The sequence below is a fragment of the Microbacterium longlingense genome (assembly GCF_058349825.2).
The window spans coordinates 368,584-391,240 of the sequence record NZ_JBYRJA020000001.1; the positions used below are offsets into that span (position 1 = coordinate 368,584).

Sequence of the window (22,657 nt, forward strand, 5' to 3'; positions counted from 1 at the left end):
GCCGCGCGGCCCCGCATCCGCTCAGGCCTGCGGGACGATGTCGAGCAGGTTCGGGTAGACGTTGCCCTGGTGAACGGTGACGGCCGTCGCGGGCGAGGTGACGAACGAGTTCTGCGAGGTGTACCAGGGGTTGAACCACGCCTGGTCGACGAGGTAGGCGTTGAGCTCCCGTGCCGCGCTCTCGGCGTCGTCGCCGCCCGCCCTGACCTGCGCGATCAGCCGCTCCGTTGTCGCGTCGCCGCTGTGGAACGGGTTCCAGGTCGCATCCGGTGCCACCATGAAGCTGATCAGCTGCGAGTCGATGGGGTCCCGCTGGAGCTGGAAGTAGGCGGCGGAGTACTTCGCGCCGAGCACGTCGGTGATGAGGTTGGCGCCCGCGTCCGTGAAGGTCACCCGGATGCCGACGTCGCCGAGCTGCTGGGTGACCAACGCGGTCACCGACTGCGGGATGCTCCCCGCCGTCGGCAGGCTCAGGTCGAATCCGTCGGCGTAACCGGCCTCTGCGAGCAGCGCGCGCGCCTGATCGGGGTCGTAGCCGTAGCGCTGGTCGAGCGCCTCGTCCCAGCCGAGAGTGCCGGGGCGGAAGACCTGGTGCGTGAGCTCGCCGAGGCCGTATCCGAAACCGGCCAGGAACGCCTCCGCGTCGATGGCGTAGTTGATCGCCTGGCGCACCCGGACGTCCCCGAGCGCGGGCGTGAGGGTGCCCTCCCGATCGAAGAGATAGAGCCCGATGAGGTTCAGATGCGAGGCCGACACCGTGAATCCGGCCTGCTCCAGCTGCGGAAGGGTGCCGTTGTCCATCACGCTCGCGGCGTCCAGCTGGCCGCCGCGCAGGGCGTTGAGCATCGCCGTCGGATCCTGATACACGTTCACGGTGACCGAGCCGTAGCGCACCGCCTCCGGATCCCAGTAGTCGTCGTTCGCGGTGAAGACGTACGACGTGCCGACGACCGTCGCGGCGGTATCGATGACGTAGGGACCGGTTCCCACCGGCTCCGTCGCGGCGTTCGGGTTGTCGAACGTCGCCGGGCTCGCCTGCAGGCCCGCGGCCTGGGTGAGGTAGACGAGGAACGCCGGGTCCGGCTGCTGCAGCGTGATGCGCAGGGTCGTGTCGTCCGCGGCCACCACGTCGACGACGTTCGCCGCCTTGACCCGCTGCGGCGATGTGCCATCACGGAAGCGCAGCAGGTTCTGCGCGGCGACCTCTGCGGTGAAGGGCGTCCCGTCGGTGAACGTCACGCCGGTGCGCAGGGTCAGCGTCAGCGTCGTCCCGCTGTCGTCATAGGCCCACTCGGTCGCCAGCCCCGGCTCCACGTCGACCCCGTTGGGGTTCGAGCGCAGCAGGGTGTCGTACACGGCCTGCGCGTACACCGACTGGTTGCCCCAGTTCATGCCGCTCGCCTCCAGCGTGGTGGGCGCGACGATCGCTCCCAGGCGCAGCGCCTCCGCCGTCGTCGCCTGGCCGGCGGGAGTCTCGGACTCCCCCGCCGTGCATCCGGTCAATGCCAGTCCTGCCACCGCAACCGCGGCCAGAAGAGCTCTCCGCCAACGCATCGTTACGTCCTCTCGCTGTGCTGGTGCACCTGGTGCACAGCTCGTCCACCTTGACGAGTCGATGACAGCTTGGCACGTCTCCCGAGTTTTTACAATGTTTCGGAATTATTCCGGAAGCGGCGCTGTCGCCATCGAACTGCGCAGAGCCGCACGGACCGCGGAGGGCAGGACGATGCTTCGCCGGTCGGCAGAGCGAGGCGGCGGGTGCGGGACGGAGCGGGAACGACTCAGCGCCCGATCGGGCGGTCGTAGCGCGCGAGCTCTTCCTCCGATGACAGCGCCAGCGCGATCGCCCCCCGAGCGGAGCCGAGCATCCCCAGCTCGGCGGCGCGGATGTCCGCCTGCGCCGCGATGTGGTCTGGCGCGAGATCCGCGAGACACCGGGCCACCGCCTCCACCACCCCTGGCAGCCGTCCGACCGATCCGCCGAGCACGAGGACGCGGAGATCCAGCGCGGAGAGGATGCCGGACGCGATCTGCGCGATGCACGCGATCTCGTCGCCGATCCGCGCGATCCCCTCCGGCCGCGCCAGTTCGTCGAGGCTCTGCACCCCCGCCGCCGCCAGCATCCTGGACTGCCCGACGTAGGTCTCCAGGCAGCCGCGTCCGCCGCACCAGCACTGCGGGCCGGCACGGTCGACGCACATGTGCCCGAACTCGCCCACCGTCCCGGTGCCGCCCGAGAGCAGGCGGCGGCTGAGCACCAGGCCGCCGCCGACGCCGGCATCGAGATGCAGATAGGCCAGATCGTCGACATCGCGGGCGACCCCGACCTGCGCCTCCGCGAGAGCGACGAGACGGGCGTTGTTCTCGAACACCGCGCGCACACCGAACCGCTCGAGCATCCTGGCGTCGATCGCGTGCATGACGGCGCTGCTCTCGTCCGGCGCACGGCCGAACGACAGGGGGGTGCCGACGACGATCGCCTCGACCTTGGCCGCGTCCACACCGGCACCGGCCAGCACCGCGCCGACCGCATCGGCCGTCAGGTCGGCGATGCCCTCGGCCGACCAGCCGGACGGCAGGTACGTCTCGCTGAAGCCGACGTCGTCGTGGGCCTGGTTCGCCACCAGCACCGTCAGGTGCGTGCGCCCGATCTCGACGCCGACGAAGATCGCCGCAGCGGGGTCGAGCGCGAGCACCGTCTCCGGCCGCCCAGGCCCGGCAGCGCCGGGCACCCTGGTCTCCTGAAGAACACCCGCACCGAGCAGATCCGCAACGATGCCATACAGCGTGGTGCGCGACAACCCGACGGCGGCCTGCAGCTCCCGGCGCGACGACGGGCCGACCAGGCGCAGATGCCTGATGACGTCGCGTTCATGAACCCGCCGAAAGCGGCTGAGCGGACTGACGGACCCTTCCCCGGACATGAGCACCATCATGCCCGATGCCGGTGATCCGGGCGGCGGCGTCCGCCTCTCACTCCGGGACTGCGGAGCGACGCCGCCCCGCGACCAGCAGGCCCACGCCGCGTGCCACGAGGAACAGCGCGGGCACGGTGACGGCCACGACGACCCAGATCAGCGTCGAGAGGCCGGTGAGCGTGCGCCGCTCACGCCAGACGATCGCGAGTGCCACGATCGCGCAGATCACATGGGCGACGACGGCCACGCTCCACACCAGATCGTACGCCGTGGGGAGGAGAGGATTCTCGGCCATATCAGCAGTTTACGCTGCCTCCCGCGCCCGCCTCCGGGGGAAGCTGCGCCCGCGGAAGCGGGGCGGCCTCCCCCGGTCGGGAGCGTCATGCCGTGACGGGCGCGCTCTCCGCGGTCGCGGACGCCGCGGCGGGCGGCGCGGGCGGGTCGTCGCCGATCGCGGCGAGGAGGTCGGCAGACGGCGCGAAGAAGGTCGTCCCGGTCTGCGGCGTGGAGAAGTCGAGCAGCTTGTCGTGCAGCCCGGGCGGGTCGCCGATGAACATGCGCTCCAGCATGCGTTCCAGCACCCACAGCCGGCGCGTGTAGCCGATGAAGTACGTGCCGTACTCGCCGTGGGCTGGCCGGGCGAACGGCATGTTGTCGCGCAGGATGTCGTGCTCGCCGTTCTCATCGACGATCGTCGCGAGGGTCTTGTGCGACTTCTGGCCGCTGGTCGCATCCGGCAGCTCGACGTTGTCCGCCTTGCGGCGGCCCATGATCGCCTCCTGCTGCTCGGTCGTGAGCGCCTGCCATGCCGACAGCGGGTGCGTGTACTTCTGCACCACCACATAGCTGCCGCCCCGGAAGTCGGGGTCCTCGTCGCCGACGAGCGTCGAGGCCGGCAGCGCCGGACCGACCGGATTGGCCGTGCCGTCGACGAAGCCCAGCAGGTCACGGGCATCGAAGTAGCGGAACCCGGAGACCTCGTCGGCGGTGGAGACGCTCTCGCCGAACGACTCCAGCAGCAGCCGCTCCAGCTCGAAGCACAGGTCGGCGCGGTCGGCGCGGATGTGGAACAGCAGGTCGCCCGGTGTCGCGATCGCGGTGTGGTCGGCGCCGACGATCTCGCGGAACGGATGCAGTTCCGCCGGCATGCTCCGGCCGGTCAGATCCGGCCAGATCCGGGCGCCGATCCCGACGGTGCACGACAGGTGGCCGGTGAGATCACGGAACGCGACGTCCTTCACGAGGTCGCTGATGCCGGAGACGACCTCGCGCACGGTGTTCATCGCGCCGTCGGCGTCCGCGACGACGAGAACGAGGAACACGGCTGTCCCGGTGAGGGGCGCGTCGACCTGCTGCGGCGTGATCGGAACGCGACCACTCGATTCGACGGTCACGATGCGCTTCCTCCGCTCGCGCTCACGGCGCACGGCCCGGTCGGTCCTGGCCTCCTCCGGCGTCGGACGGATCCCTCACGCACACCGCCGATGCGTCGGGCCTGCACTTCTTCGATCATGGGGCACCTCTCTCGTCGTCGTGTCCAGCTCGTCGTCCGTTCCAGTCTGCATCCGTTCTTCCCGCATCACGCACACGGCGTCCCGGAGACGGCGCCCGGACCGACCAGACGCGGACACCGGCACGCCCGGCGGGAGTCCCCGGGTGATGACGCTCAGGGAAACCTGAGCGGATGCCCGGGGAACGGAGGACGAAGGCATGCAGACTGGACGAAGGCCGAGCGACCGCTCCGGATGCTGTGACGACGCACGAGAGGATTCCCATGGGACACCACAAGGACAACGACGAGCTGCGCGAAGACCGTACCGAGCAGGAGGAGCACCGCCAGGACATCCGCGACGAGGTCTTCGAGGAGACCGGCGGCGAGGCGGACGACCTCGGCTCGCAGGACGAACGGCGCAAGGACGGCCTCGGCCGCATCTGAGCCCCGCTGTTTTCTGGTCGCCCACCGGCACACCGCCGGGCGACCAGAAAACGGAGAAAGCCCCGCACCCGTCTTGACCGGGTGTGGGGCTTTCTCACGGGTGGCGGTGACGGTGACGGTGGGATTCTTCTGCGGGTCACGGGCCGGTCATTCCCACGCCATTGGCGCGTCCCCGCCCCACCGGGCCCCCACGTGTGCCCGCCCATCGCACATCGGGATCAGGCCCGTCATCGTCGGATCGTATCGACGCGGCGTGCGGGCGTCACGGCAGTCTCGGACCGTGTCACGTTCGCGCGTCATGAACTCGATGCTCTCTCTACTCCACTTCACATCAGGGTGAATTTCTCTCACATTCGTCCGCGGTGCCATTCTTCGAACACGAATGGGGGCGGTCGACGTGCGGTTGCAGACGCCATCAGACCTCGCCCGCCTGGTCAAGAACGCCCGCGCCCAGCGGGACCTCATGCCGCAGGACGTCGCCGCCGCACTGTCGCCACGATCACCCGGCGAGGCGAGAGCCTGCAGCTGCGATACGTGGCCGAGCATGTCGAGTCGGACACCCCGTTCCCTTCTCCGTGACACTCTGAATCGGCCTGATTTTCGTTCCTCTGGTGAGGTTTGTCCGGCAGGTGCCGGGTGTCCTGATTCTTGGCCAGCGCAGTACGCGTTCTCGACCTCGACCTCGATCGGGGTGCGCATGTCGAGCTCGCTGTGGAGGCGGGAGCTGTTCCACCACCACACCCACTCGAGGGTCGCGAGCTCGACCTGCTCGACTGTCCGCCAGGGTCCGCGTTGGCGGATGAGTTCGGTCTTGTAGAGGTTGTTCACCGCCTCGGCCATGGCGTTGTCGAACGAGTCGCCGACTGTTCCGGTGGAGGGAACGGCGCCGAGTTCGACGACGCGGTCGGTGTAGACCATCGCCATGTAGTTCGAGGCGTGGTCCGAGTGGTGGGTCAGCCCGGTGAGGTCGCCACCAGCGTCCCCCGCGGCCATACCGAGGGCCTGCAGCGGCAGGATTTCGGCCTTGAGCGTGGCTGCGACGTTCCAGCCGACGATCCGGCGAGCGTAGATGTCGGTGACGAACGCGACGTACGCAAACCCGGACCATGTCGCGACGTAGGTCACGTCGCAGACCCAGAGCCGGCGCGGGCCGTCGGCCGTGAACCTCCGGTTGACAAGATCCTGCGGCAGAGACTGCGTCCGATCGGTCTTCGTCGTGAACACCCGCTTCGACTTCTTCACCCCGCGCACCCCGGCCAGCTGCATCAGCCGTTCGGTCTGGTCGCGGCCGACATCCCATCCTTGCCTGCGCATCAGCGCATGCATCTTCCGGCGCCCGTAGACGCCGTAGTTCTCCGCATGCAGCCGGGCGACCTCCGGCACCAGCAGGTCGTCGCGCAACGGCCGCGCTGACGGCGCACGACCGGCGGCGGCGCGGCAGCCGCGGGAGGTGAGGAACCCCTGAACTGCCGGTCGGAGGACACGGCAGATGAGCTCGACCCCGAAACGATCGCCCCGATGCGTTCCGGCAGGCAAGCGAAGGTCAGCTTCGAGCTGATGAGGGATGGCGGCACTGCACCGGTTCTGGTCGCCGACATCCTCATGATCATGATCTCTTCATGAATGAGCTGCTCGGGCGTCGCTGCACGGCGCCGCCGCACGCGGGCTTCGCCGCCGCCCTGCACGGAAAGCTCACATGAGACGGGCCGACCCTGAGCCGGTGAGCCGTCCGCGCCACCACTCCGGAGGGAGCCTCGTCCCTTCTCCGAGGAAGGATCACGAGGAGTCCGATGTGTCTATCTTCCCTTGACATATCGCCATAGCCTCCCTTCACGGACAGCGGCGAATCCGATGACGGCACCGGCAAGCGTGCCTGCGAAGAAGGTGATGACGATCTCTGCTGACCTGATTGTGAGGCTTGTAAGTTCAGTCGGTGCGGTGGTGGCGGATGCGAAGAAGCCGAGTAACCATCCGGCCGCGGCGGCAGGAAGTGACCAGGCGATCGTTTCGATAAGCTGTTGGAGGTAGAGCGCTCCTCGTGTGCCGCCGGCATGCAGGTTCGACGCGATCTCGACTCGTCGGTTCGAGATGGCGATGCTTCCGAGCATGAGCCCGATGAGAAAAACCGCATGCGGCGCATATTGGGTGATACGCGTCTGGTACGCGGTTGTTCCTGCGAATGTAACTCCGTACTTGGTGTTCAGCTGCGAGACCTGGGGCTGTTCCGTCGAACCGCCGCCGGTTGCGGGAGTAACAGCAGACAGCATGAGTTGCCTTAAGTCGGGGCGTTGTGGCCAGGCCAGCACCCAGCACTCGTCGAAGACACCGTCGTCCGGACTGGTAGGAGAGAGTACCGCCCAGCCGAATCCGGCACGTCGTCCGTCAGATGGGTACGCATACACCCCGCGGACAGCGACGGGGCGGTCAGCGATAGGGATCGATGTCGCCCCCAGGCTCGTCGCGACGTCAGTAGGGATATATACGCCTTCGCCGTAGCCGTCCGCGCCAAGGACCTGCGCGAACGTCGGCGTTGTCGTGTAGAGGTCGAGCGGTTCGCCGGGAAGCGTTGTTGCGGAGACTTTTCCGGATTCGCGCATTGCGCCGGCCGCGAGCACGTTCGGCACTTCGGCCAGCGCTTCGCAAGACTCACCGTTGATGCGTCCGGGAGCCGTGAGCGTGATGACGGCGGATCCGGAGCTGCGGTACTCGATGGCGTCATCGACCATACGGCTGATCGTGAGGATATCGGAGAGGAGGATGAGACTGACGCTAATGGCCGCCACGGAGAAGAAGGTGCCCAGCCGTGACGTGCCGGAAGTAAGGTTTCGGGATACCTCTCGAAACAGCGCATGAATCTTCATGATCTCGTGGTTCTGGGTGAGTGCTGGCTGAGATCGAGATGCACGTCGCAGGCGTCGCGAGTCTCTTCATCGTGTGTGGCAACGATGACGATGGTGTTGTCGGTGACGGCATGCGAGAGGACACCGTTGACGACATGGGCGGTGGCGCGGTCGAGTTGGGCGGTTGGCTCATCGACGAGGAGAAGATCTGGTGTTGATGCTGTGGCGCGGGCCAGCATCAGTCGTTGCGCCTCGCCGCCCGACAGGTGCCTGAACTGCCTGTCCGCCACAGGAGCCAAGCCGAATCGACCCATCAGCGCTTCAGCGCGGCTGTCGGCTACGGCAGCAGGGAGTCCGCTGGCGATCAACGGGAACGCCACATGATCGAGTGCTGTGCGTTTCGCGGTTCCGTGCGGGTTCTGGAACACCCAACTGGTGCGTTCGACGCCATTGCGTTTCACATGACCTTCGGTTGGGGCTGTCCACCCGGAGAGGATGGCCATGAGTGTGCTCTTTCCTGAGCCGGACGCGCCGGTGAGTGCGTAGCTGTTTCCCGGAACGAACGTGTAAGAGAGGCCTCGGAACAGCCATGCGTCCTCTACATAGGCGTGCCCGAGCTCTGCGACCTCTACGTGCATGATGCCTGGTGGTTCGACTTCAGCGCGTCGATCTCGGCAGGCGGTTGCACCGAATCGAAGAGGATGAAAGAACTGCCGAACTCTGAGCCCACGACCGTGACGGGAACCGCCTTGTCACGAGTGAACACGCATGAAGCCCCAGCAGAGTCCACGACGACGGCGGTTGCCGGAACAGCGGCGACCTGGACGGGTTCTTGCAGCACGATTCTTGCCTTGAGCGTCAGCACGGAGGCCTCCGGCGCTCCGCTTGCGGCTTCACGGAACGCGCTCGAGTCACGAATGGCCGAGATGCTCAGATCCGCCGGGAGTTCTCCGCCCTCGCCCAGCGGTACTGGCTCCCGCAACAGTTCGAGGTTCCTCGGCCCCGCTATCCGCCCTTCCGGCAACGACACCGACGAGAGCACGACCCCTGAATCGACTTGAGCAAGGATCTCACCCGGAGAGACCGTAGCTCCGAGACCCTTCTCGCACGAATCGACGGTTGCCCTCGGAGCGGGCAGCCAGACCACGAGATCGCGTGGCAGGGTGCCATCGAGGCGGACGCCCGCAGCTGTTGCCAACTCATCAATCGTGACCATCTCAGCCCATGACAGGAACGCGTCAGCCTTCGCGGGCTTGCCCAACCTGACGAGTTCGTTCTCGACGGCCTCCACGTCTGTTCCTTCCGCACCTGGAGCGAGATCCCGCCAAAGAGGAACGCCGGTGGCCAGGTTGAGAAGACTTACCCCGTCGACAGCCACCGAGGATTCTCCCGACATCAACTCGGTGCCTATCGTGCAAGACCAAGCGGTGATCGTTCCGGAGCGTGGAACGGTGATGCTTGACGGCGGGAGAACCTGCGCCGTCAGCTCGACAGAGCGTGGATCGTCGAACGCCTGCATCGTCACCTGGATCGAGGACAGCTCGTCGCTCGGCTTCAGCGTGTCGGGGGTGGGCGATGCCAGAAAACCGTATGCTGCGGCGATTCCGACCGCGCCCCCGATAACGAGGGTGCACCCGACAACGGCAGCCTTCGAAAGAAGGGAGCCTCTCATTTATTGAATCCGAAGTCCGCGTTGCACGATTCGAAGATCTCAAATCCGTGATGATCCACGAACGGGAAAGCCAAGTCCGGTGCGTCGACGAGGTACTGCTCCTCCGTGTAGGACGGGGCCACCGCGCCATTGCGCACCATACACTCCGTCAGCAGCTGCGTCGCCGGCACGTTATCGGGATTGCTCGTCTGCGATCGGTAGAGGTAGCTGATCCATGCCTCGCCGCTCGTCTCCTCACAGGCGCCCATCTTCTCGTTCGCGACGTCGCCGTTCATCTGACCGACGTTGACCTCGTAACTGCCATCCTCGTTGTAAACATGAAGGGAAATCCCGCTCTCATCGAGGCAGGTCTCGAGCGTCTTGAGAACCTGCGACCATTCTTGGTCAGTGATCGTCTCGTCCGCGAGAATCGTCCGCACAGCGTCAGTGGAACTCTTCTCCCAGGCTTCCTGATACTCAGCAGCAAAGCTCCCCTGAAACGCGGGTGCAGCAACACTGGCCGAGTCCGCAGGCACGGGTGAGGTCTCCGTCGGTCCTGTTGCGCTGCACCCTGAGGTGATCGTCAATACCACCGCCACGGGTACGAGCGCACCGAGAAACCTGAACTTAGATCGCATCACTTACCTCAATCGTTTCCACTATCGCGCAAGACTCTCTTGCTATGGAGAGCCAACTCAACCGGAGATGCCCCGATGGCTGCTCGCGCCGTCAGGGCATCTCCGGTTTATAAGAGCTCAGTAGGTGTACCAGTAGGCCTTGTTACCCCAGACGGTGCCGGGTTGCGTGGCGCGCGCCCAGACGCCCCCAGCCTGGTCAGATGATCGGACGGTCTGTCCGGTGCTGTTCTGCACACTCGCGCGGTGCTTCTTCGTGGCGTGGTAATAGCTGCTGTCGTTGCCTCGGTTCGAGCCGTTGAGGTTCTCGTGGACGCCGTACCAGTGCTTCCCGCCACCGACGACGCTTCCTTCTTCCTTGGAGCTGGCCGCCCACCCGTGGCCCAGGTCGTGCGCACTCGCGGACACGGTGCCTCCGGCAGCGAATCCCGCCACAAGCAAGGCGGCGAACACAGACATGGTGCGTTTCTTCATTCTCTTATCCAATCTGACAAAGGTGGCGAGCGGCTCCCGCTCCGGTGCTTGCAGGGCGTCGTGCCGGCGCCCTACTACCTGTGTTTGGGAACTCGGCACAAGGTAACACGCAGACGCTCACAGGAGGACCGGAGACCGCAAGGCCTGCCAGCGGTTCAGCGGTTGGATCGAGTGTGTTACCTCGAGGGGGACTCGCCAAACATAGTCTGTAGGGATCAGTGACAGGGAAAGGGTTCTCTCGATCGACATCGAACGGTCAGCGACACGGACTCGTCGGTTCGAAGACCTCTTCGGCCGGTACTTCGGCGTGGTCGTCACGGTGATCGGCGGGCGTGTTTCCGATGTCCATGAGGCCGAGGACCTTGGCATGGCAGTCTTCGAGTTGGCGTGGGAGCATATCAGGAAAGACGAGCCCATCGGGTTGCCGTGGCTTTATCGTTGCGCGCGCAACGTCGTTGGCAACGAGTACCAGCGGCGGAAGCGGTCGCAGAAGCTCACCTTGCATCTGGTCAGCGACTATGTAGCGAACGCGCTCATCCTCCCGGCAGAGCGGGACCCGCAGCTCGTGGAGGCGATCAACCGTCTCCCCCTATCTGATCGGGAACTGATCGCGATGGTCTATTGGTACGATCTTGCGCTCAAGGAAGTCGCGGAGATCATCGGTGTAAGCGAAGCGTCCATCAAGATGCGCCTGTCGCGCCTCCGCAAGAAGCTGCGGTCGATGATCGACTCACCGGGGAAGGAGACGACGAGGGTGGGAGCCACTCATGGACGACCTTGACGCACGGCTGAGAGCGATACGCCCCACCAAGACCGACCGGGACCACCCGGTGCCCGGTAGGGCCAGTGATCGGATGCGCCAGCTTACTGACGTCGAGCCACATCGGGGGAACAGCGCGCGTCGTAGACCTATCACCCTGACGGTGGCAGCGGCGGTCCTTGCCGCGGTCTTCGTGATGGCCGGGCTCGGCCACGGTGCGAGCACACCCGCGGGGCGCTGACACCACCTCCGCTGCAGTTTGAGCGAAGCGAGATGGAGGCGAGTGAGATGATCCGTCAAGCGATGAGGAATCTGGATCGCAGCGCGGGGCCCCGGCAGCCGGAGCGGCATGCGCAGTACACGGGTTGGTACGCCCGGATCAACGGCGACGCGTGGCCCCAGAATCCCGTGGTCATCGTGCCAGAGACCACCGATCTCACCTGGCAGCATGATCTCTCCGCCGTTCAGACTGTTGTCACCAGCGAACCCTACTGGGCGGATCTCAATCGTTCCGGGCCGTTCGACGACACTGTTCCTACACGCTCTGGAAAGGAGCACAGTGAAACCCGACCACGCCCTGCTTATTCTCGCCGCGGCGGCAAGCCTTCGGGTCTGGACGCGGGCGTTCAGGCGACAGCCGCGTCATGCGGGTTCGTTCTGGTCGCGTAGCGACGAGATCGTGGTGATGGCGCGGTCGGTGAAGCGGTCGAATAGATCGTCGCTGGTGTAGGCAGGAAGCTGTGTCGCACGGCGAGCCCAGGGGGCATCCACCTCGGGGTGCGCGTCGAGCCACCCCCGCGCAACAGGGTGATGCAAAGTGGGGCGCACGTCCGCTGCCGCGTGGTCGTGCAGATAGTCGATCAGGAGAGTGAAGCCGAACAGGTCGGTGAGGAACTGGGCCCGCCAGATCAAGGCGTGCTCGAGCGTGAGCCCGATGGCGGTGAGGAAGGCGAGCATCCGTTCGGACTGGAGGATGCGCTCGGCGGGCAGCTCCATAGGAGTGACCGTCTCATCGAGCGCGAACAGCACCGTCCGCCCCATCGCCCGGCAGGCGACCCGTCCCTGCGCGTAGAGGCGGCGAACGCTCTCTTCCCACTCGTGCGGGTCAAGATCGTCGTCGGGCTGCAACTCGATCATGCGAGCCGCGACGAGATCGATCACATCTTGGCGGCCGGCGACGTGGTTGTATAACGGCCGGACGGTGACGCCCAGACGGTCGGCCAGACTGCGCATCGTCAAGGCCCGGAAGCCCTGGACCGAAGCGATCTCGAACGCTGCGTCGGCGATGCTCCGCCGGTTCAGAGGAACGGTGCCTCCGCCCTGCTGGGGCCGTCCCCGCCCTCGGCGGGGCGAAGTGGGAGCGCGATCCGACATAGGCCAAGGATATCGGCCGGCGATGAATAAGACACACGGTGTTGTTTATTGATGCTGGCGACTATAGCGTGGTCGTCATGGCTCACCTCACCGACGCTGCCCGCGCCTCATCGCAGAGCAGTTCGCCCGGATCCACGCGCGGCAACCGCGTCCGGGGTGCTCTCATCCACGGGCTGCTGTCGGGCCTGGCGATCAGCTTCGCGGCACTCTTGCTGCTGCGCCTCAATCCGCTGTTCGCGCTCCAAGACCTTCCCGATCAGATGGCGCGTGAAGTGCAAGGGCTCACATTCCTGCATGACATCGACGCCTACGACATCACGCTTGCGGCGCTGCTCATGGTGCCGCTGCTGATCGTGCTCATCGGCGACCTGGTGCGCAGACAGACCGCCCCATCATGGGGCAGGACAGATCGGTTCCTGCCGCTGCACTTCTACCTCGTCGGGGTCGTCTGGTTCCTCGCGGTGTTTCTCACAGATCTGATCGCCCTCGACTGGGGCGTGTACGCGACCTTCCACCTTCCCGCGCTGGGGATCGAGCACCTGCTGAGCGCGGAGGCGGTGGCAGAGTTCCAGTCCTACGGGTTCCACGCGCAGGAGCACTTCGCCCACCCCAACAGCTACCTGGCATTGGCGACTGCGCCGCTCGTCCTCGCCCTCGTTCTCACCGTGGTGCATCGGATTCGCCATCGGCGGCAAGGCTGAGCCTGCCCGTGAGTCTCCAGGCCTGAGTCGCGCCTATCCCCAGGCAAGCCTCGCGGAAACGGCGGAACACCATGCTCGGCAACGGGGTGCATTGCAGGGTCGCCATCACCTCCGAGGTTCAGGCCCCCGCTGCGAGGCGGGTTTCCGCGATGACGAGGTCGGGGTCGGTGATCGGCGCGTAGTGGGTGAAGTTCGGTCCGAGCACGCGGCGGCCGCGTCGAGAGGCGGCGGCGCGCGTCGCGTGCGAAACGTTCGCGGCGGCGCGGATGCGTCGGGTCATACCTTCACCGGGCCGGGCGCCGGAGATCACGGTGACCGGGATGCTGCCGAGGGTTGGCGGATGCTCCCGCCACGCGGCGAGTTCGCCGAGGAACGTTCGCGCCTGGGCAGCACGCGTGCGGATAACCTGCACCGTGAATCCCTCGCGGCGCACATCGTCGCGCACATCGGCTGCGGGCATCGTATCGAGCATCCAGCGATAGAAACAGTGGACAACGCCCACGCGTGCGACCATAAGGGACTCTTCGGACATTCGGTGGGGGCCATGGGGTGAGGCCACCGGCGGCGAGGAGCATTCGGAGCCGGTAGTTGTCGTCGTTGGTGAAGCCGCGGGCGCTGCGGCCAGCGAGTTCGATGAGTCCGTTCACGGCTTCGGCGCTGCCGTTGGATGAGCGGTCGGTGGTCCAGGAGGCCAGGAGTGCGTCGCACCATCGGGTCAGAGTCTTCCCAAACTGGGCGATCTCGGGGACCGGGCAGGAAGGGAACGATGCGGGCACCTGCTCGGCGATCTTCCGCCCCTCTGACAGGCCGGGATGCTTGTAGGCGTCGCGGAGTTGATGCGCAACATGCCAGGCGACCTCGACCTCGACCTACTCTTCCCGCGCGGCGACGGCGTCGTCGAGCTCATCGTCGAGGGCCTTCTTGTATCCGAGGAACGGGTCCAGGGTGGCGATCTGCGCCCCGTCACGGAATGTCTCGCCGCGCTCTGGGAGCCAGTCCGTGTAGGCCTTCGCGGATCGACCGGGCACCAGATCGAGCAGCCGCGCTCGCCCGCATCCGGTAGCGTCGCGGGTCGGATCGACCATCCCGGTCAGTTCCTTCGGGCCGCGCCCGCCGTCGGCGACGGGCGCGGTGGAGACGTGGTGCCAGAAGTGCTTGTCCAGGCGGAGGGTGCTCACCCCGCCAGGCCCGGCGGGGACTCAAGATCGACGTGCGTCACACCCAGCGTGGGCTCATACAAGCCCACCGCCCGGCGATGGAACTCGGCGGTGTCGTTCTTCCTCACCATCCTGGGATTCTGCCCCAGCATCGTGCTGGATCCCGCGTGTCCAAGATTGAGAGTTAAGCCCCGATTTGATCAGATCGAGGACCCCGTTCGATCAGCCGGATCGGACTCGATTTGGTTCCGTTGTTCCCACGTCGTTGCCGATATCGCCTGCCATGGCGGACTCGAACAACCGCGGGTACTGGGCACCCGATTCCGCTCTCGCACTCAATACCGCTGCCCCAAAGGGCCTGCTGCGGTTGAGAGCCCGTAAGCGCGCATCCACCCGCGTGCGTCTCAGGCGCTACGGCGATCGAGCGGACGTACGAGCACGGACTGCGGGCCGAGGACCGGCCATTGAGCGTCTCCAGCTTCAGTAATGGTCTCGCGCTTGGAGGATCACGATGTATTCGTCCGTCACGTAGTAGACGAGCCGGTTCTTCTCATCGATGCGCCGAGACCAGGCGCCGGACAGGACGTGGCGGAGGGGCTCGGGTTTGCCGATCCCTTCGAACGGATCGCGAAGGACGTCCGCAATAAGCATGTTGAGCCGCTTGAGGGTCTTGCGATCCTGCGTCTGCCAGTACACATAGTCCTCCCACCCGTTCGGGTCGAAGGCGAGCTCGCGGGTCACTCGTCGAGGAGGTCGTGCTGCTCGAACTCGCCCCGACGTGCGCGCTCGACGGACTCGAGCAACCGCTCCGCGTTCGCAGGGTTGCGCAGGAGATAGGCAGTCTCGGTCAGCGCGTCGAAGTCATCCTTGGACATGATCACGGCGTTGCCGCGTCGAGAGACGACTTCGACGGTCGTGTGGTCCTCATTGACCTGCTGAATGAGCCCGAACAGGCTCTTTCGGGCTTCGGTTGCGGTAATAGCGGACATGACGACACCTCGGATTGAGTAGTACGTAAAACAGTACCACTTCTTCGTCCGGCTCGGGACCCGCACGCGGAAGCTTCTCGGCCATTCCGGGTTCGTTGCGGTGGATGCTGCCCCGATCGACACCCACGCGCGGGACGGACAGCACGTGTCGCCCACCGAGTGCGAGGACTGGCTGGCTGCGTTGCTTGCCTGAGACCTCGCCTGATGTCGGCGGATCTTCCGCCGCCGTGCCGCCCTGCTCATCTTCCGGACGGGGAGGCGCTTGCCTATCGTCAACCAGGGTCACGCCAACGGCGGCGATCTGCATGACGATCGCGTCGTCATCGCCGAGGACTCGTCGTGCGAGTCTGGCGGCGTGCGAAAGATCGGGGTGCTCATCGACAGCTTTCCGGAGCCGACCCTGCGGCACACCCAATTCGTGAAGCAGATTCAGGATCACCAAGCTCGCGGTGACCTCAGCGACAGCATGAAGGTGGTTCAGGTCGTTATCGGCGGTTCCGACGTGCGCGAGATTGTTGCGCGCATCTTTCGCTGCTTTGGCCCACGCCTCGGGTTCATGCCCGAGGCGGACGCCAGCTGCGCCGACTCGGTCGACACGGCCGAGGATCCGCTGCGTGAAGGTGGGGACATTTGAATGCTCCGCGAGACGGTCCGAGCGCCACTCCTTGCGGTCAGCCGGCGCTGCTTCCCGGAGGGCTTTGCGCAACAACTCGAACTCCTCCGGAGGAATCGGCGGGGCCGGATCGAGCGCGCGATGAAGCGACTCCGCGGCGGCGACCGCCGTAACCACTCTTGTCACGATGCACCCGCTCTGCACATACCGCAGACCGAGAGTCGTGCTGCGCTCGGCAGCGAACCTCTCGCGGACGTCTCGCCACCCAGGAAGGAGGTCCTCGGAGGCAAGATCATCAAGCGTCAGGACGCGTTGCGCAGGTCGAGGGCCTTCGCATCCGGCTGAGGCTTGACTCCCCGCATGCTGCATGATCCCGCCCCGCGCGAAGCGTTGAGACGGACAACAGGTCTGCCATGCCGCTGAGCAGATCGAGCCAGTACTCGAAGGACTGCCGCCCCTCGCGCTCGAATCGGATGACCTGATGTTCGCGCACGCGCGTCAGAGTTTGGGACCGGGTCTGCGCAGAGCGCGGATGCCATGCATAGCGGCTGAGCGCGGCTGTGAGCAGGCCCGATTCGATCGTGAGGGCTTCCCGGTGCTTCAACTGTCCGGCGAGTAGGTCAGCACCCCAGGCACCTTGTTGTCGGGATCCCCGGCTCACCACCACGGGCCCGTCCAGTCCTGTTGCTCGTCCAGCAGGGTCTCAGTCACACCGTCATGTCGGACCCGAGCTGTGGCACAGAGCCGCGTCGGGATATCGTCCCGCGACCGCGAGCCGACGTGTGGGCCTCGTCGTGCGATTGGGGATGCGCCAGGGTGTGGCGAGCACTCCACCATCGGCACCGCGTATACAGCAGCGGGACTACGGTGGGCGATCATCCCACCGTACGTCGGGGCGCCGTTCACGCCCTGCCGAAGCGGAGATCCGCAGGATTCCGCGGATCTCTCACACGGGACGGACGGTCACGAAGGCCCGTGACACTATCCGTGAGAACAGGACGGGAACGAAAACCGCCGCGATCTGTTCCCACACCTGTCCCCAAACGCAGATCAGCCCCGCGAAAAAGCAGGGCTGATCTGGGATAAAAGTGGCGGTGACGGTGGGATTTGAACCCACGGTAGGGGGTTACCCTACACAACTTTTCGAGAGTTGCACCTTCGGCCGCTCGGACACGTCACCGGGATCAAGTTTACATGCTCCGCAGCCTGCGTGCGCACACCCGCCTGCCGGTCGCCACACGCGCACATGTGCGCGAACCTCGGGCATATCGCGCGCAAGGCCCCGAGGGAGGGGCACCGGTACGAGCGAAGCACGCGCATGCCGTCGGGGTACGCCCGGTCCCCGCCCACCGCGCTTAGGATGCCCTCAACGGCGGGATGCGCGAAGGGCGGATGCATGACGGACGACACAGCACGACAGCACCTCACCTCAGCCGCCCTGCTCCGCACCGGCTACGTGCTGCTCGACGCGGACGAGACGCCCATCGACCCGGGCGAGTGGGAGGGGCTGGAATACCTGCCGTGGCGATCGTCGGGGATCACCCGCTTCGCTCCGCTCAGCTCTGCGACCGGCGATCTCGACTGCAACGGATTCTGGAACCACACCCCGCCCCGCGCTGATCGTGACGGTGTGTGGATCGCCACGCAAGCCGCCCGGGCTCCGACGCTGGTCGCACATGCCACGGCATCGGGGGCCGCCGTGGGGCGCTGCCGGGTGATCGAGCTGCAGCCCAACACCTACGCAGAGGCGATCTACAACCTGCACCGCGACGACAACAATCGCCTCAATCCTGCGGGCGCCGGGTGGGTGGTGCGCGGCTACCGGAACCTCACACACGATCCGGACTCTGTGATGATCCTCCGCGAGAACCGGCTCGATCCGGCATCGGAGGTGCGCATCCCGCTGCCCGCCGGCACGCAGCTGATCCTCGACACGCAACGCTTCTGGCACGCGGTCTGGCACCGTGGCACAGCGCCGCGCTATGCCCTCATCACCTCGCTCAGCTCCGGGCCAGAGCTCGACGCGCATATCGAACGCCACCACGGCACCAGCGAGCTCCCCGTGGTCGGCATCGACCCAGCGATCATCGCGCGGGCCGAGGCAGACGCCGCGGACTGGCGCGCGGAGCGACGCAGCACCCTGCTCGCCATGGGCATCACGGTCGACCAGGACGACGAGGACTGGTGACGACAGCCCACGGCCGCGCTCACCGCCCCGGGAGGGTGCGCCCTGCTGCGATCCGCACCGTGCGGTCGATCGTGCCGGCCGGCGGAGCGACGTGGGAGATCAGGACCACCGCGCTGTCATCGCCGACCGCGCCCAGCAGATCGCGCAGCAGCGCGTCGGAGGCCGCCGGGTCGACGCCCGCGGTCGGCTCGTCGAGAACCAGCACCGGGAAGCCGCGCAGCAGCGCGCGCGCGAGCGCGAGGCGCTGCGCCTGACCGCCGGAGATGAGCACACCGCGCTCGCCCACGCGGGCGTCGAGGCCACCGCGCTCACGCACCCAGGCGCCCAGGCCCACCCGGTCGAGCACCGCGAGCAGCTCCGCGTCATCCGCGGTGTCGCGGGCGAAAAGCAGGTTCTGGCGGATGTCCTCGTCGAACAGGTGCGGCGACTGCTCACAGAGACCGACAATCGTGCGCAGGTCGGGGCCGGAGATCGCAGACGCCTCCATGCCACCGACGGCATATTCCCCCTGGTAACTCAGGAATCCCACCAGCACAGCGGCCAGCGTCGACTTCCCGGCACCACTCGGCCCCGTCACGAGCACGCGCTCCCCCGCCGAGACGTCGAGATCGACGCCCCGCAGTGCGCTGTCGCCACCCGGCCATGCCGCCCGCACCCCCCGCAACCGTATGGCGATGCCCTCGGCGCCATCGCGGGCCGCCGTGGCCCCGCCGTCCGGCCGGATCTCCGCCGGCAGCGCCGCCGGGCCCTCTCCGGGCAGCACCTCGGCGATCCGCACCGCGCTGGCACGCACGCCCCGCCACGCGGATGCCGTCTGCGGCACCACCGCGAACACGTCGAAGACCGCCATCGGCACCAGCACCGCCACCGCCAGCCAGGGCGCGTCGATCACGCCGGCAGCGAGCCCCGGCGCGGTGGCGGTCAGCGCCCAGACCGATGCGAGACCCGCCATCACGGACACGACCGCGGAGGACACCGCCTGGGCCAGGCCCGCCCGGGTAGCCGTGCGGCGGAGCTCCGCATCTGCGCGTTCGATACGCTCCCGCGCGTCCTGCTCCGCGCCGAACGCGACGAGCACGTCGAGCGATCCCAGATAGTCCACCAGCGCGGACGACAACACGGCCCTCGCCCGCGTGAGCCGCGCCTCCGCGCGCGCCCCGAGAATCCACCCGACCGCCACGGACACCGCGACCGCAACGGCCAGGCACACCGCGAGCGTCACCGCAGCCACCGGAGAGAAGAACCGCAGGAATCCCACCGCCGCGACGCCGACCAGGCCGCCCGTGAGCAACGGCTGCACGACCCTCAGCGGCAGGTTCTGCAGGTTCTCGACGTCGTCCACCAGCGCAGCGAGCACCGCGCCCTGATCGGTCGCGCCCAGGCCGGCTGGCGAGATCGGGATGAGCTGCCGCACCATCTCCGGGCGTGTGCGGGCCACCTGGCGGAGGGCAGCGTCATGACCGGCGATCCGTTCCAGGTAGCGGGTCACCGCGCGGGTCACCGCGAAGAAGCGCACGCCGACGATGGCGATCTGCAAGGGAACGAGGAAGGTCACGATCGAGGCGGTGACGATCAGCCAGCCGCTGGACGCCAGGAGCCCGATGGCCGCCGCCGCCGACGCCACTCCCCAGAGCACCCCCGGCAGGAAACGGCGCATCGGCGGCATCGCCAGCCGCAGCATCTCCCGCGCACCCGGCGTCAGGCCCCGGGCGGATGCCGACACCGGACGCTCACCGGACCCCGCCGGCCGCTCGCGCACGCTCATGCCCGCGGCCCCGTCACGACCGGCCCCGCGGCGGCCGGCATCGCCAACGAGATCACCTGGTCGGCGATGGAGCGGGCGCTGCGCCGATGCGAGACCAGCAGCACAGCGGCGCCGGCATCGGCGGTCGCCCGGACGCCCCGCCACAGCACGGCCTCCGTGTCGGCATCGAGGGCGCTCGAGGGTTCATCGAGCACAAGAACACGCCCCGGCTCCCAGCGGTACAGCGCGCGCGCCACCGCGACGCGCTGCGCCTGCCCGCCGGAGAGCCCTGCCCCCTGCGTGCCGAGTTCCAGCAGAGGATCCAGCGCCCCCGCACAGGCGGTGTCCAGGGCGTCACGCACCCGCGTCTCGTCCGGGTCGGCGCCGAGCGCGACATTCGCCGCGACGGTGCCACGCACGAGGCCGGGCTGCTGGGGCGCCCACGCGAGCCACGCGGCAGGGTCGATCTCCCGCAGGTCCACACCGTCGAGACGGATCCGACCGTCGTAGGCAGCGGCGCCACGCAGCGCCGCGAGCAGGCTCGACTTCCCGGCACCGCTGGGCCCCTCGATGACGGTGACGGTGCCGGGGCGCGCCGTGAACGACACCGGGGGCAGCGTCCGCTCACCGCGGCGCACACGGACGTTCTCGACCTCGAGCTCACCCGGCCCTCCGGAGCGGAGGTCGGATCGGCGCGGCGGAGCGTCCGCGTGCGCCACCCGGGCGTCGTCGAGCACCGCGAACACGTCCTCGGTCGCCGCGACGCCCTCTTCCGCCGCGTGGAACTGCACACCGACCTGCCGGATCGGCAGGAAGGCCTCCGGGGCGAGCAGCAGCACGAACAGGCCGGTGGCCAGCGACATGTCGCCCGCGAGCAGCCGTAGTCCCACCGCCACCGCCACGATCGCGACGGCCAGCGAGGAGAGCAGCTCGAGCGCGAAGCCGGAGAGGAAGGAGAAGCGCAGCACCGTCATGGTCTGGCGCTGATAGTCGTCGGCCGTCTGCCCGATGCGATCGGCCGCCCGGCGCTCCCGGCCGAAGATACGCAGTGTCGAGAGGCCCTGCACGGTGTCGGCGAACTGCGTGGCCAGACGCTGCAGTCCACGGAACTGACGCTGCTGCACCGTGCGAGTCGCCATGCCGATCAGCGCGAGGAACAGCGGAATGATCGGTACCGTCGCGGCAGCGGTCAGCCCGGCAGGCCAGTCGTGCCACCACATCACCGCGACGATCACCGGCGTCGCGATCACCGTGAGCACCAGCTGCGGGATGTACCGGGAGAAGTAGGCGTCGAGGGCGTCGAGTCCGTGCCCCGCGGTCACCGCGAGCGCGGCCTGGTTGCGCTCGGCGAGCCATCCGGGGCCGAGCCGGCCGACCGCGCGCACCAGCGCGGCGCGCAGCTGCGCGCCCGCGCGCGCCGCGGCCGAGAGCCCGAGCGCCTCGCTGGCCCACAGCAGCACCCCCCGCAGCACCACAACGCCCACCAGCGCCGCGACGGAGCCGGAGACGTCGCGCCCGGCGAACACCCCGGTGAGGGCGTCCGTCAGCAGCCACGCGAAGGCGATCACCACGGCGGTCTGCAGCACTCCGATCAGGGCGGAGGTCGCGAGATAGCCGCGCGCCGCCGGCGCGTAGCGAAGCAGACGGGGGTCGAGGGGCTTCACGCGTGCGCGGGAGCGGCCTCGATCGATGCGCGGGTGACGCGCTTGCGGAACACCCAGTACGTCCACCCCTGATACAGCAGCACCAGCGGCAGCGAGAACACGGCGGTCCACGTCATGATCGTGAGGGTGTAGTCCGAGCTCGACGCGTTCTGGATCGTCAGGCTGAACGCCGGGTCGGTCGTGGAGGGCAGCACGTTCGGGAAGAGCGCGGAGAACAGCGTCGCCACGGCGAACAGCACGGTCGCGGCGCCGAACGTGAACGCCCAGCCCTCCCGGTCGCGCAGGTTCGACAGGATCGACAGCACCAGCGAGACCGCGGCGAGTGCGGCGAGCACCAGCACCCAGATCGAGAAGTGCGCGACCACGGTCCACACCAGGAACGCCGCAGCCACCACCAGGGTCGCCACGCCCGCCTTCAGGGCGAGGCGGCGCGCGTCGGCGCGCAGCTGTCCGTCGGTCTTCAGCGCGACGAAGGTCACGCCGTGGGTGAAGAACAGCAGCAGGGTGGTCAGCCCGCCCAGCAGCCCGTAGGGGTTCAGCAGCGTGAAAAGCGTGCCGGTGTAGATGTGGTTCTCGTCGAGCGGCACGCCCTGCACGATGTTCGCGAAAGCCACGCCCCACAGCAGCGCCGGTACGGCAGAGCCCACCACGATCATCGTGTCGAAGCGCCGCTTCCAGCGGGGGTCTTCACGCTGGTGCCGATACTCGAAGGACACCCCGCGGGCGATCAGGGCCAGCAGGATCAGCAGGAGCGCGAGGTAGAAGCCGCTGAACAGCGACGCGTACCACTCCGGGAACGACGCGAACAACGCGGCGCCGGCGACGATGACCCAGGTCTCGTTGAGGTCCCAGACCGGCCCGATGGTGTTGATGATCTGCCGGCGCGAGACATCGTCCTTTCCGAGGAAAGGCAACGACATCCCGACGCCGAAGTCGAACCCGTCGAGCACGAAGTAGCCGACGAACAGGAAGGCGACGATCCAGAACCAGAGAGTGGCGAGATCCATTTCAGG

At 67.3% G+C, this 22,657-nt stretch carries 23 protein-coding genes, 1 tRNA gene and 1 pseudogene; 4 read left to right on the forward strand and 21 right to left on the reverse strand.

Translation table 11 applies throughout. The features are described 5' to 3' along the window. Positions 1-21: 21 nt before the first annotated feature. The 4 genes from AC3RXY_RS01720 to AC3RXY_RS01735 all read right to left on the reverse strand — a co-directional run bounded on the left by AC3RXY_RS01720 (position 22) and on the right by AC3RXY_RS01735 (position 4,312). Complete coding sequence (locus tag AC3RXY_RS01720; protein WP_491509149.1) at positions 22-1,554, reverse strand: ABC transporter substrate-binding protein; 1,533 nt, start codon at positions 1,552-1,554, stop codon at positions 22-24. A gap of 227 nt (positions 1,555-1,781) precedes the next feature. Beyond that, positions 1,782-2,924, reverse strand: a complete 1,143-nt coding sequence (locus tag AC3RXY_RS01725; protein WP_491509150.1) for an ROK family protein — start codon at positions 2,922-2,924, stop codon at positions 1,782-1,784. Positions 2,925-2,973: 49 nt separating this feature from the next. Further along, positions 2,974-3,213 carry a hypothetical protein gene (locus tag AC3RXY_RS01730; protein ID WP_491509151.1) on the reverse strand — a complete coding sequence of 80 codons (240 nt, stop codon included), beginning with the start codon at positions 3,211-3,213 and terminating at the stop codon, positions 2,974-2,976. An 85-nt stretch (positions 3,214-3,298) separates the two neighbouring features. Beyond that, positions 3,299-4,312, reverse strand: coding sequence for a Dyp-type peroxidase (locus AC3RXY_RS01735; RefSeq protein WP_491509152.1), 1,014 nt, complete (start codon positions 4,310-4,312; stop codon positions 3,299-3,301). A gap of 380 nt (positions 4,313-4,692) precedes the next feature. On the opposite strand from AC3RXY_RS01735, the gene AC3RXY_RS01740 reads away from it, so the two are divergent. Further along, on the forward strand, positions 4,693-4,854 hold the full coding sequence (locus tag AC3RXY_RS01740; protein WP_491509153.1) for a hypothetical protein: 162 nt from the start codon (positions 4,693-4,695) through the stop codon (positions 4,852-4,854). A 147-nt stretch (positions 4,855-5,001) separates the two neighbouring features. Here the strand turns inward: AC3RXY_RS01740 and AC3RXY_RS01745 are convergent, their stop codons facing one another. The 6 genes from AC3RXY_RS01745 to AC3RXY_RS01770 all read right to left on the reverse strand — a co-directional run bounded on the left by AC3RXY_RS01745 (position 5,002) and on the right by AC3RXY_RS01770 (position 10,454). Next, positions 5,002-6,390: an IS3 family transposase gene (locus tag AC3RXY_RS01745; RefSeq protein ID WP_491509154.1), complete on the reverse strand. Its 1,389-nt coding sequence runs from the start codon at positions 6,388-6,390 to the stop codon at positions 5,002-5,004. A gap of 260 nt (positions 6,391-6,650) precedes the next feature. Further along, complete coding sequence (locus AC3RXY_RS01750) at positions 6,651-7,715, reverse strand: hypothetical protein (RefSeq protein ID WP_491509155.1); 1,065 nt, start codon at positions 7,713-7,715, stop codon at positions 6,651-6,653. After that, positions 7,712-8,332 carry an ATP-binding cassette domain-containing protein gene (locus tag AC3RXY_RS01755; RefSeq protein WP_491509156.1) on the reverse strand — a complete coding sequence of 207 codons (621 nt, stop codon included), beginning with the start codon at positions 8,330-8,332 and terminating at the stop codon, positions 7,712-7,714. The genes AC3RXY_RS01750 and AC3RXY_RS01755 overlap by 4 nt, the downstream gene beginning before the upstream one ends. Further along, positions 8,323-9,366 carry a hypothetical protein gene (locus AC3RXY_RS01760; protein WP_491509157.1) on the reverse strand — a complete coding sequence of 348 codons (1,044 nt, stop codon included), beginning with the start codon at positions 9,364-9,366 and terminating at the stop codon, positions 8,323-8,325. Before AC3RXY_RS01760 ends, AC3RXY_RS01755 begins: the two co-directional genes overlap by 10 nt. Beyond that, entirely contained in the window at positions 9,363-9,881 is a 519-nt protein-coding gene (locus tag AC3RXY_RS01765) for a hypothetical protein (protein WP_491509158.1), read from the reverse strand. The genes AC3RXY_RS01760 and AC3RXY_RS01765 overlap by 4 nt, the downstream gene beginning before the upstream one ends. A gap of 219 nt (positions 9,882-10,100) precedes the next feature. Further along, positions 10,101-10,454 (reverse strand): lactococcin 972 family bacteriocin, encoded by a 354-nt coding sequence (locus AC3RXY_RS01770; protein WP_491509159.1) that lies wholly within the window; start codon positions 10,452-10,454, stop codon positions 10,101-10,103. A 247-nt stretch (positions 10,455-10,701) separates the two neighbouring features. Here AC3RXY_RS01770 and AC3RXY_RS01775 point away from each other — a divergent pair, with 247 nt between their 5' ends. After that, positions 10,702-11,235, forward strand: a complete 534-nt coding sequence (locus tag AC3RXY_RS01775) for an RNA polymerase sigma factor (protein WP_491509399.1) — start codon at positions 10,702-10,704, stop codon at positions 11,233-11,235. A 621-nt stretch (positions 11,236-11,856) separates the two neighbouring features. Here the strand turns inward: AC3RXY_RS01775 and AC3RXY_RS01780 are convergent. Beyond that, positions 11,857-12,588, reverse strand: coding sequence for a TetR/AcrR family transcriptional regulator (locus AC3RXY_RS01780; RefSeq protein ID WP_491509160.1), 732 nt, complete (start codon positions 12,586-12,588; stop codon positions 11,857-11,859). Between the two features lie 77 nt (positions 12,589-12,665). Here AC3RXY_RS01780 and AC3RXY_RS01785 point away from each other — a divergent pair, with 77 nt between their 5' ends. Further along, complete coding sequence (locus AC3RXY_RS01785; protein WP_491509161.1) at positions 12,666-13,289, forward strand: hypothetical protein; 624 nt, start codon at positions 12,666-12,668, stop codon at positions 13,287-13,289. Between the two features lie 118 nt (positions 13,290-13,407). Here AC3RXY_RS01785 and AC3RXY_RS01790 read toward each other — a convergent pair whose 3' ends face one another. The 7 genes and pseudogenes from AC3RXY_RS01790 to AC3RXY_RS01820 form a co-directional block, all read right to left on the reverse strand. Continuing rightward, the gene (locus tag AC3RXY_RS01790; RefSeq protein ID WP_491509162.1) at positions 13,408-13,803 is read right to left on the reverse strand and encodes a hypothetical protein; all 396 of its coding nucleotides are present in this window, start codon (positions 13,801-13,803) and stop codon (positions 13,408-13,410) included. Positions 13,804-13,873: 70 nt separating this feature from the next. Next, positions 13,874-14,143, reverse strand: a pseudogene (locus AC3RXY_RS01795) (transposase); the annotation flags it as partial. Between the two features lie 15 nt (positions 14,144-14,158). Next, complete coding sequence (locus tag AC3RXY_RS01800; protein ID WP_491509163.1) at positions 14,159-14,467, reverse strand: hypothetical protein; 309 nt, start codon at positions 14,465-14,467, stop codon at positions 14,159-14,161. Between the two features lie 459 nt (positions 14,468-14,926). After that, a complete protein-coding gene (locus tag AC3RXY_RS01805; protein ID WP_491509164.1) occupies positions 14,927-15,187 on the reverse strand; it encodes a Txe/YoeB family addiction module toxin in 261 nt (86 codons plus the stop codon). Next, positions 15,184-15,435: a type II toxin-antitoxin system Phd/YefM family antitoxin gene (locus AC3RXY_RS01810; RefSeq protein WP_491509165.1), complete on the reverse strand. Its 252-nt coding sequence runs from the start codon at positions 15,433-15,435 to the stop codon at positions 15,184-15,186. Before AC3RXY_RS01810 ends, AC3RXY_RS01805 begins: the two co-directional genes overlap by 4 nt. Next, on the reverse strand, positions 15,371-16,417 hold the full coding sequence (locus tag AC3RXY_RS01815; RefSeq protein ID WP_491509166.1) for a HEPN domain-containing protein: 1,047 nt from the start codon (positions 16,415-16,417) through the stop codon (positions 15,371-15,373). Before AC3RXY_RS01815 ends, AC3RXY_RS01810 begins: the two co-directional genes overlap by 65 nt. A 720-nt stretch (positions 16,418-17,137) precedes the next feature. Further along, positions 17,138-17,228 (reverse strand) — tRNA-Ser (locus AC3RXY_RS01820). Positions 17,229-17,444: 216 nt separating this feature from the next. Between AC3RXY_RS01820 and AC3RXY_RS01825 the strand changes: the two genes are divergently transcribed. Further along, on the forward strand, positions 17,445-18,236 hold the full coding sequence (locus tag AC3RXY_RS01825; RefSeq protein WP_491509167.1) for a hypothetical protein: 792 nt from the start codon (positions 17,445-17,447) through the stop codon (positions 18,234-18,236). 19 nt (positions 18,237-18,255) lie between these two features. Here the strand turns inward: AC3RXY_RS01825 and cydC are convergent, their stop codons facing one another. The 3 genes from cydC to cydB are packed head-to-tail and all read right to left on the reverse strand — an operon-like array spanning position 18,256 to position 22,651. Then, entirely contained in the window at positions 18,256-20,001 is a 1,746-nt protein-coding gene (cydC, locus tag AC3RXY_RS01830) for a thiol reductant ABC exporter subunit CydC (protein WP_491509168.1), read from the reverse strand. Next, complete coding sequence (gene cydD / locus AC3RXY_RS01835; RefSeq protein ID WP_491509169.1) at positions 19,998-21,644, reverse strand: thiol reductant ABC exporter subunit CydD; 1,647 nt, start codon at positions 21,642-21,644, stop codon at positions 19,998-20,000. Before cydD ends, cydC begins: the two co-directional genes overlap by 4 nt. Continuing rightward, the gene (gene cydB / locus AC3RXY_RS01840; protein WP_491509170.1) at positions 21,641-22,651 is read right to left on the reverse strand and encodes a cytochrome d ubiquinol oxidase subunit II; all 1,011 of its coding nucleotides are present in this window, start codon (positions 22,649-22,651) and stop codon (positions 21,641-21,643) included. Before cydB ends, cydD begins: the two co-directional genes overlap by 4 nt. Between the last annotated feature and the right edge of the window lie 6 nt (positions 22,652-22,657).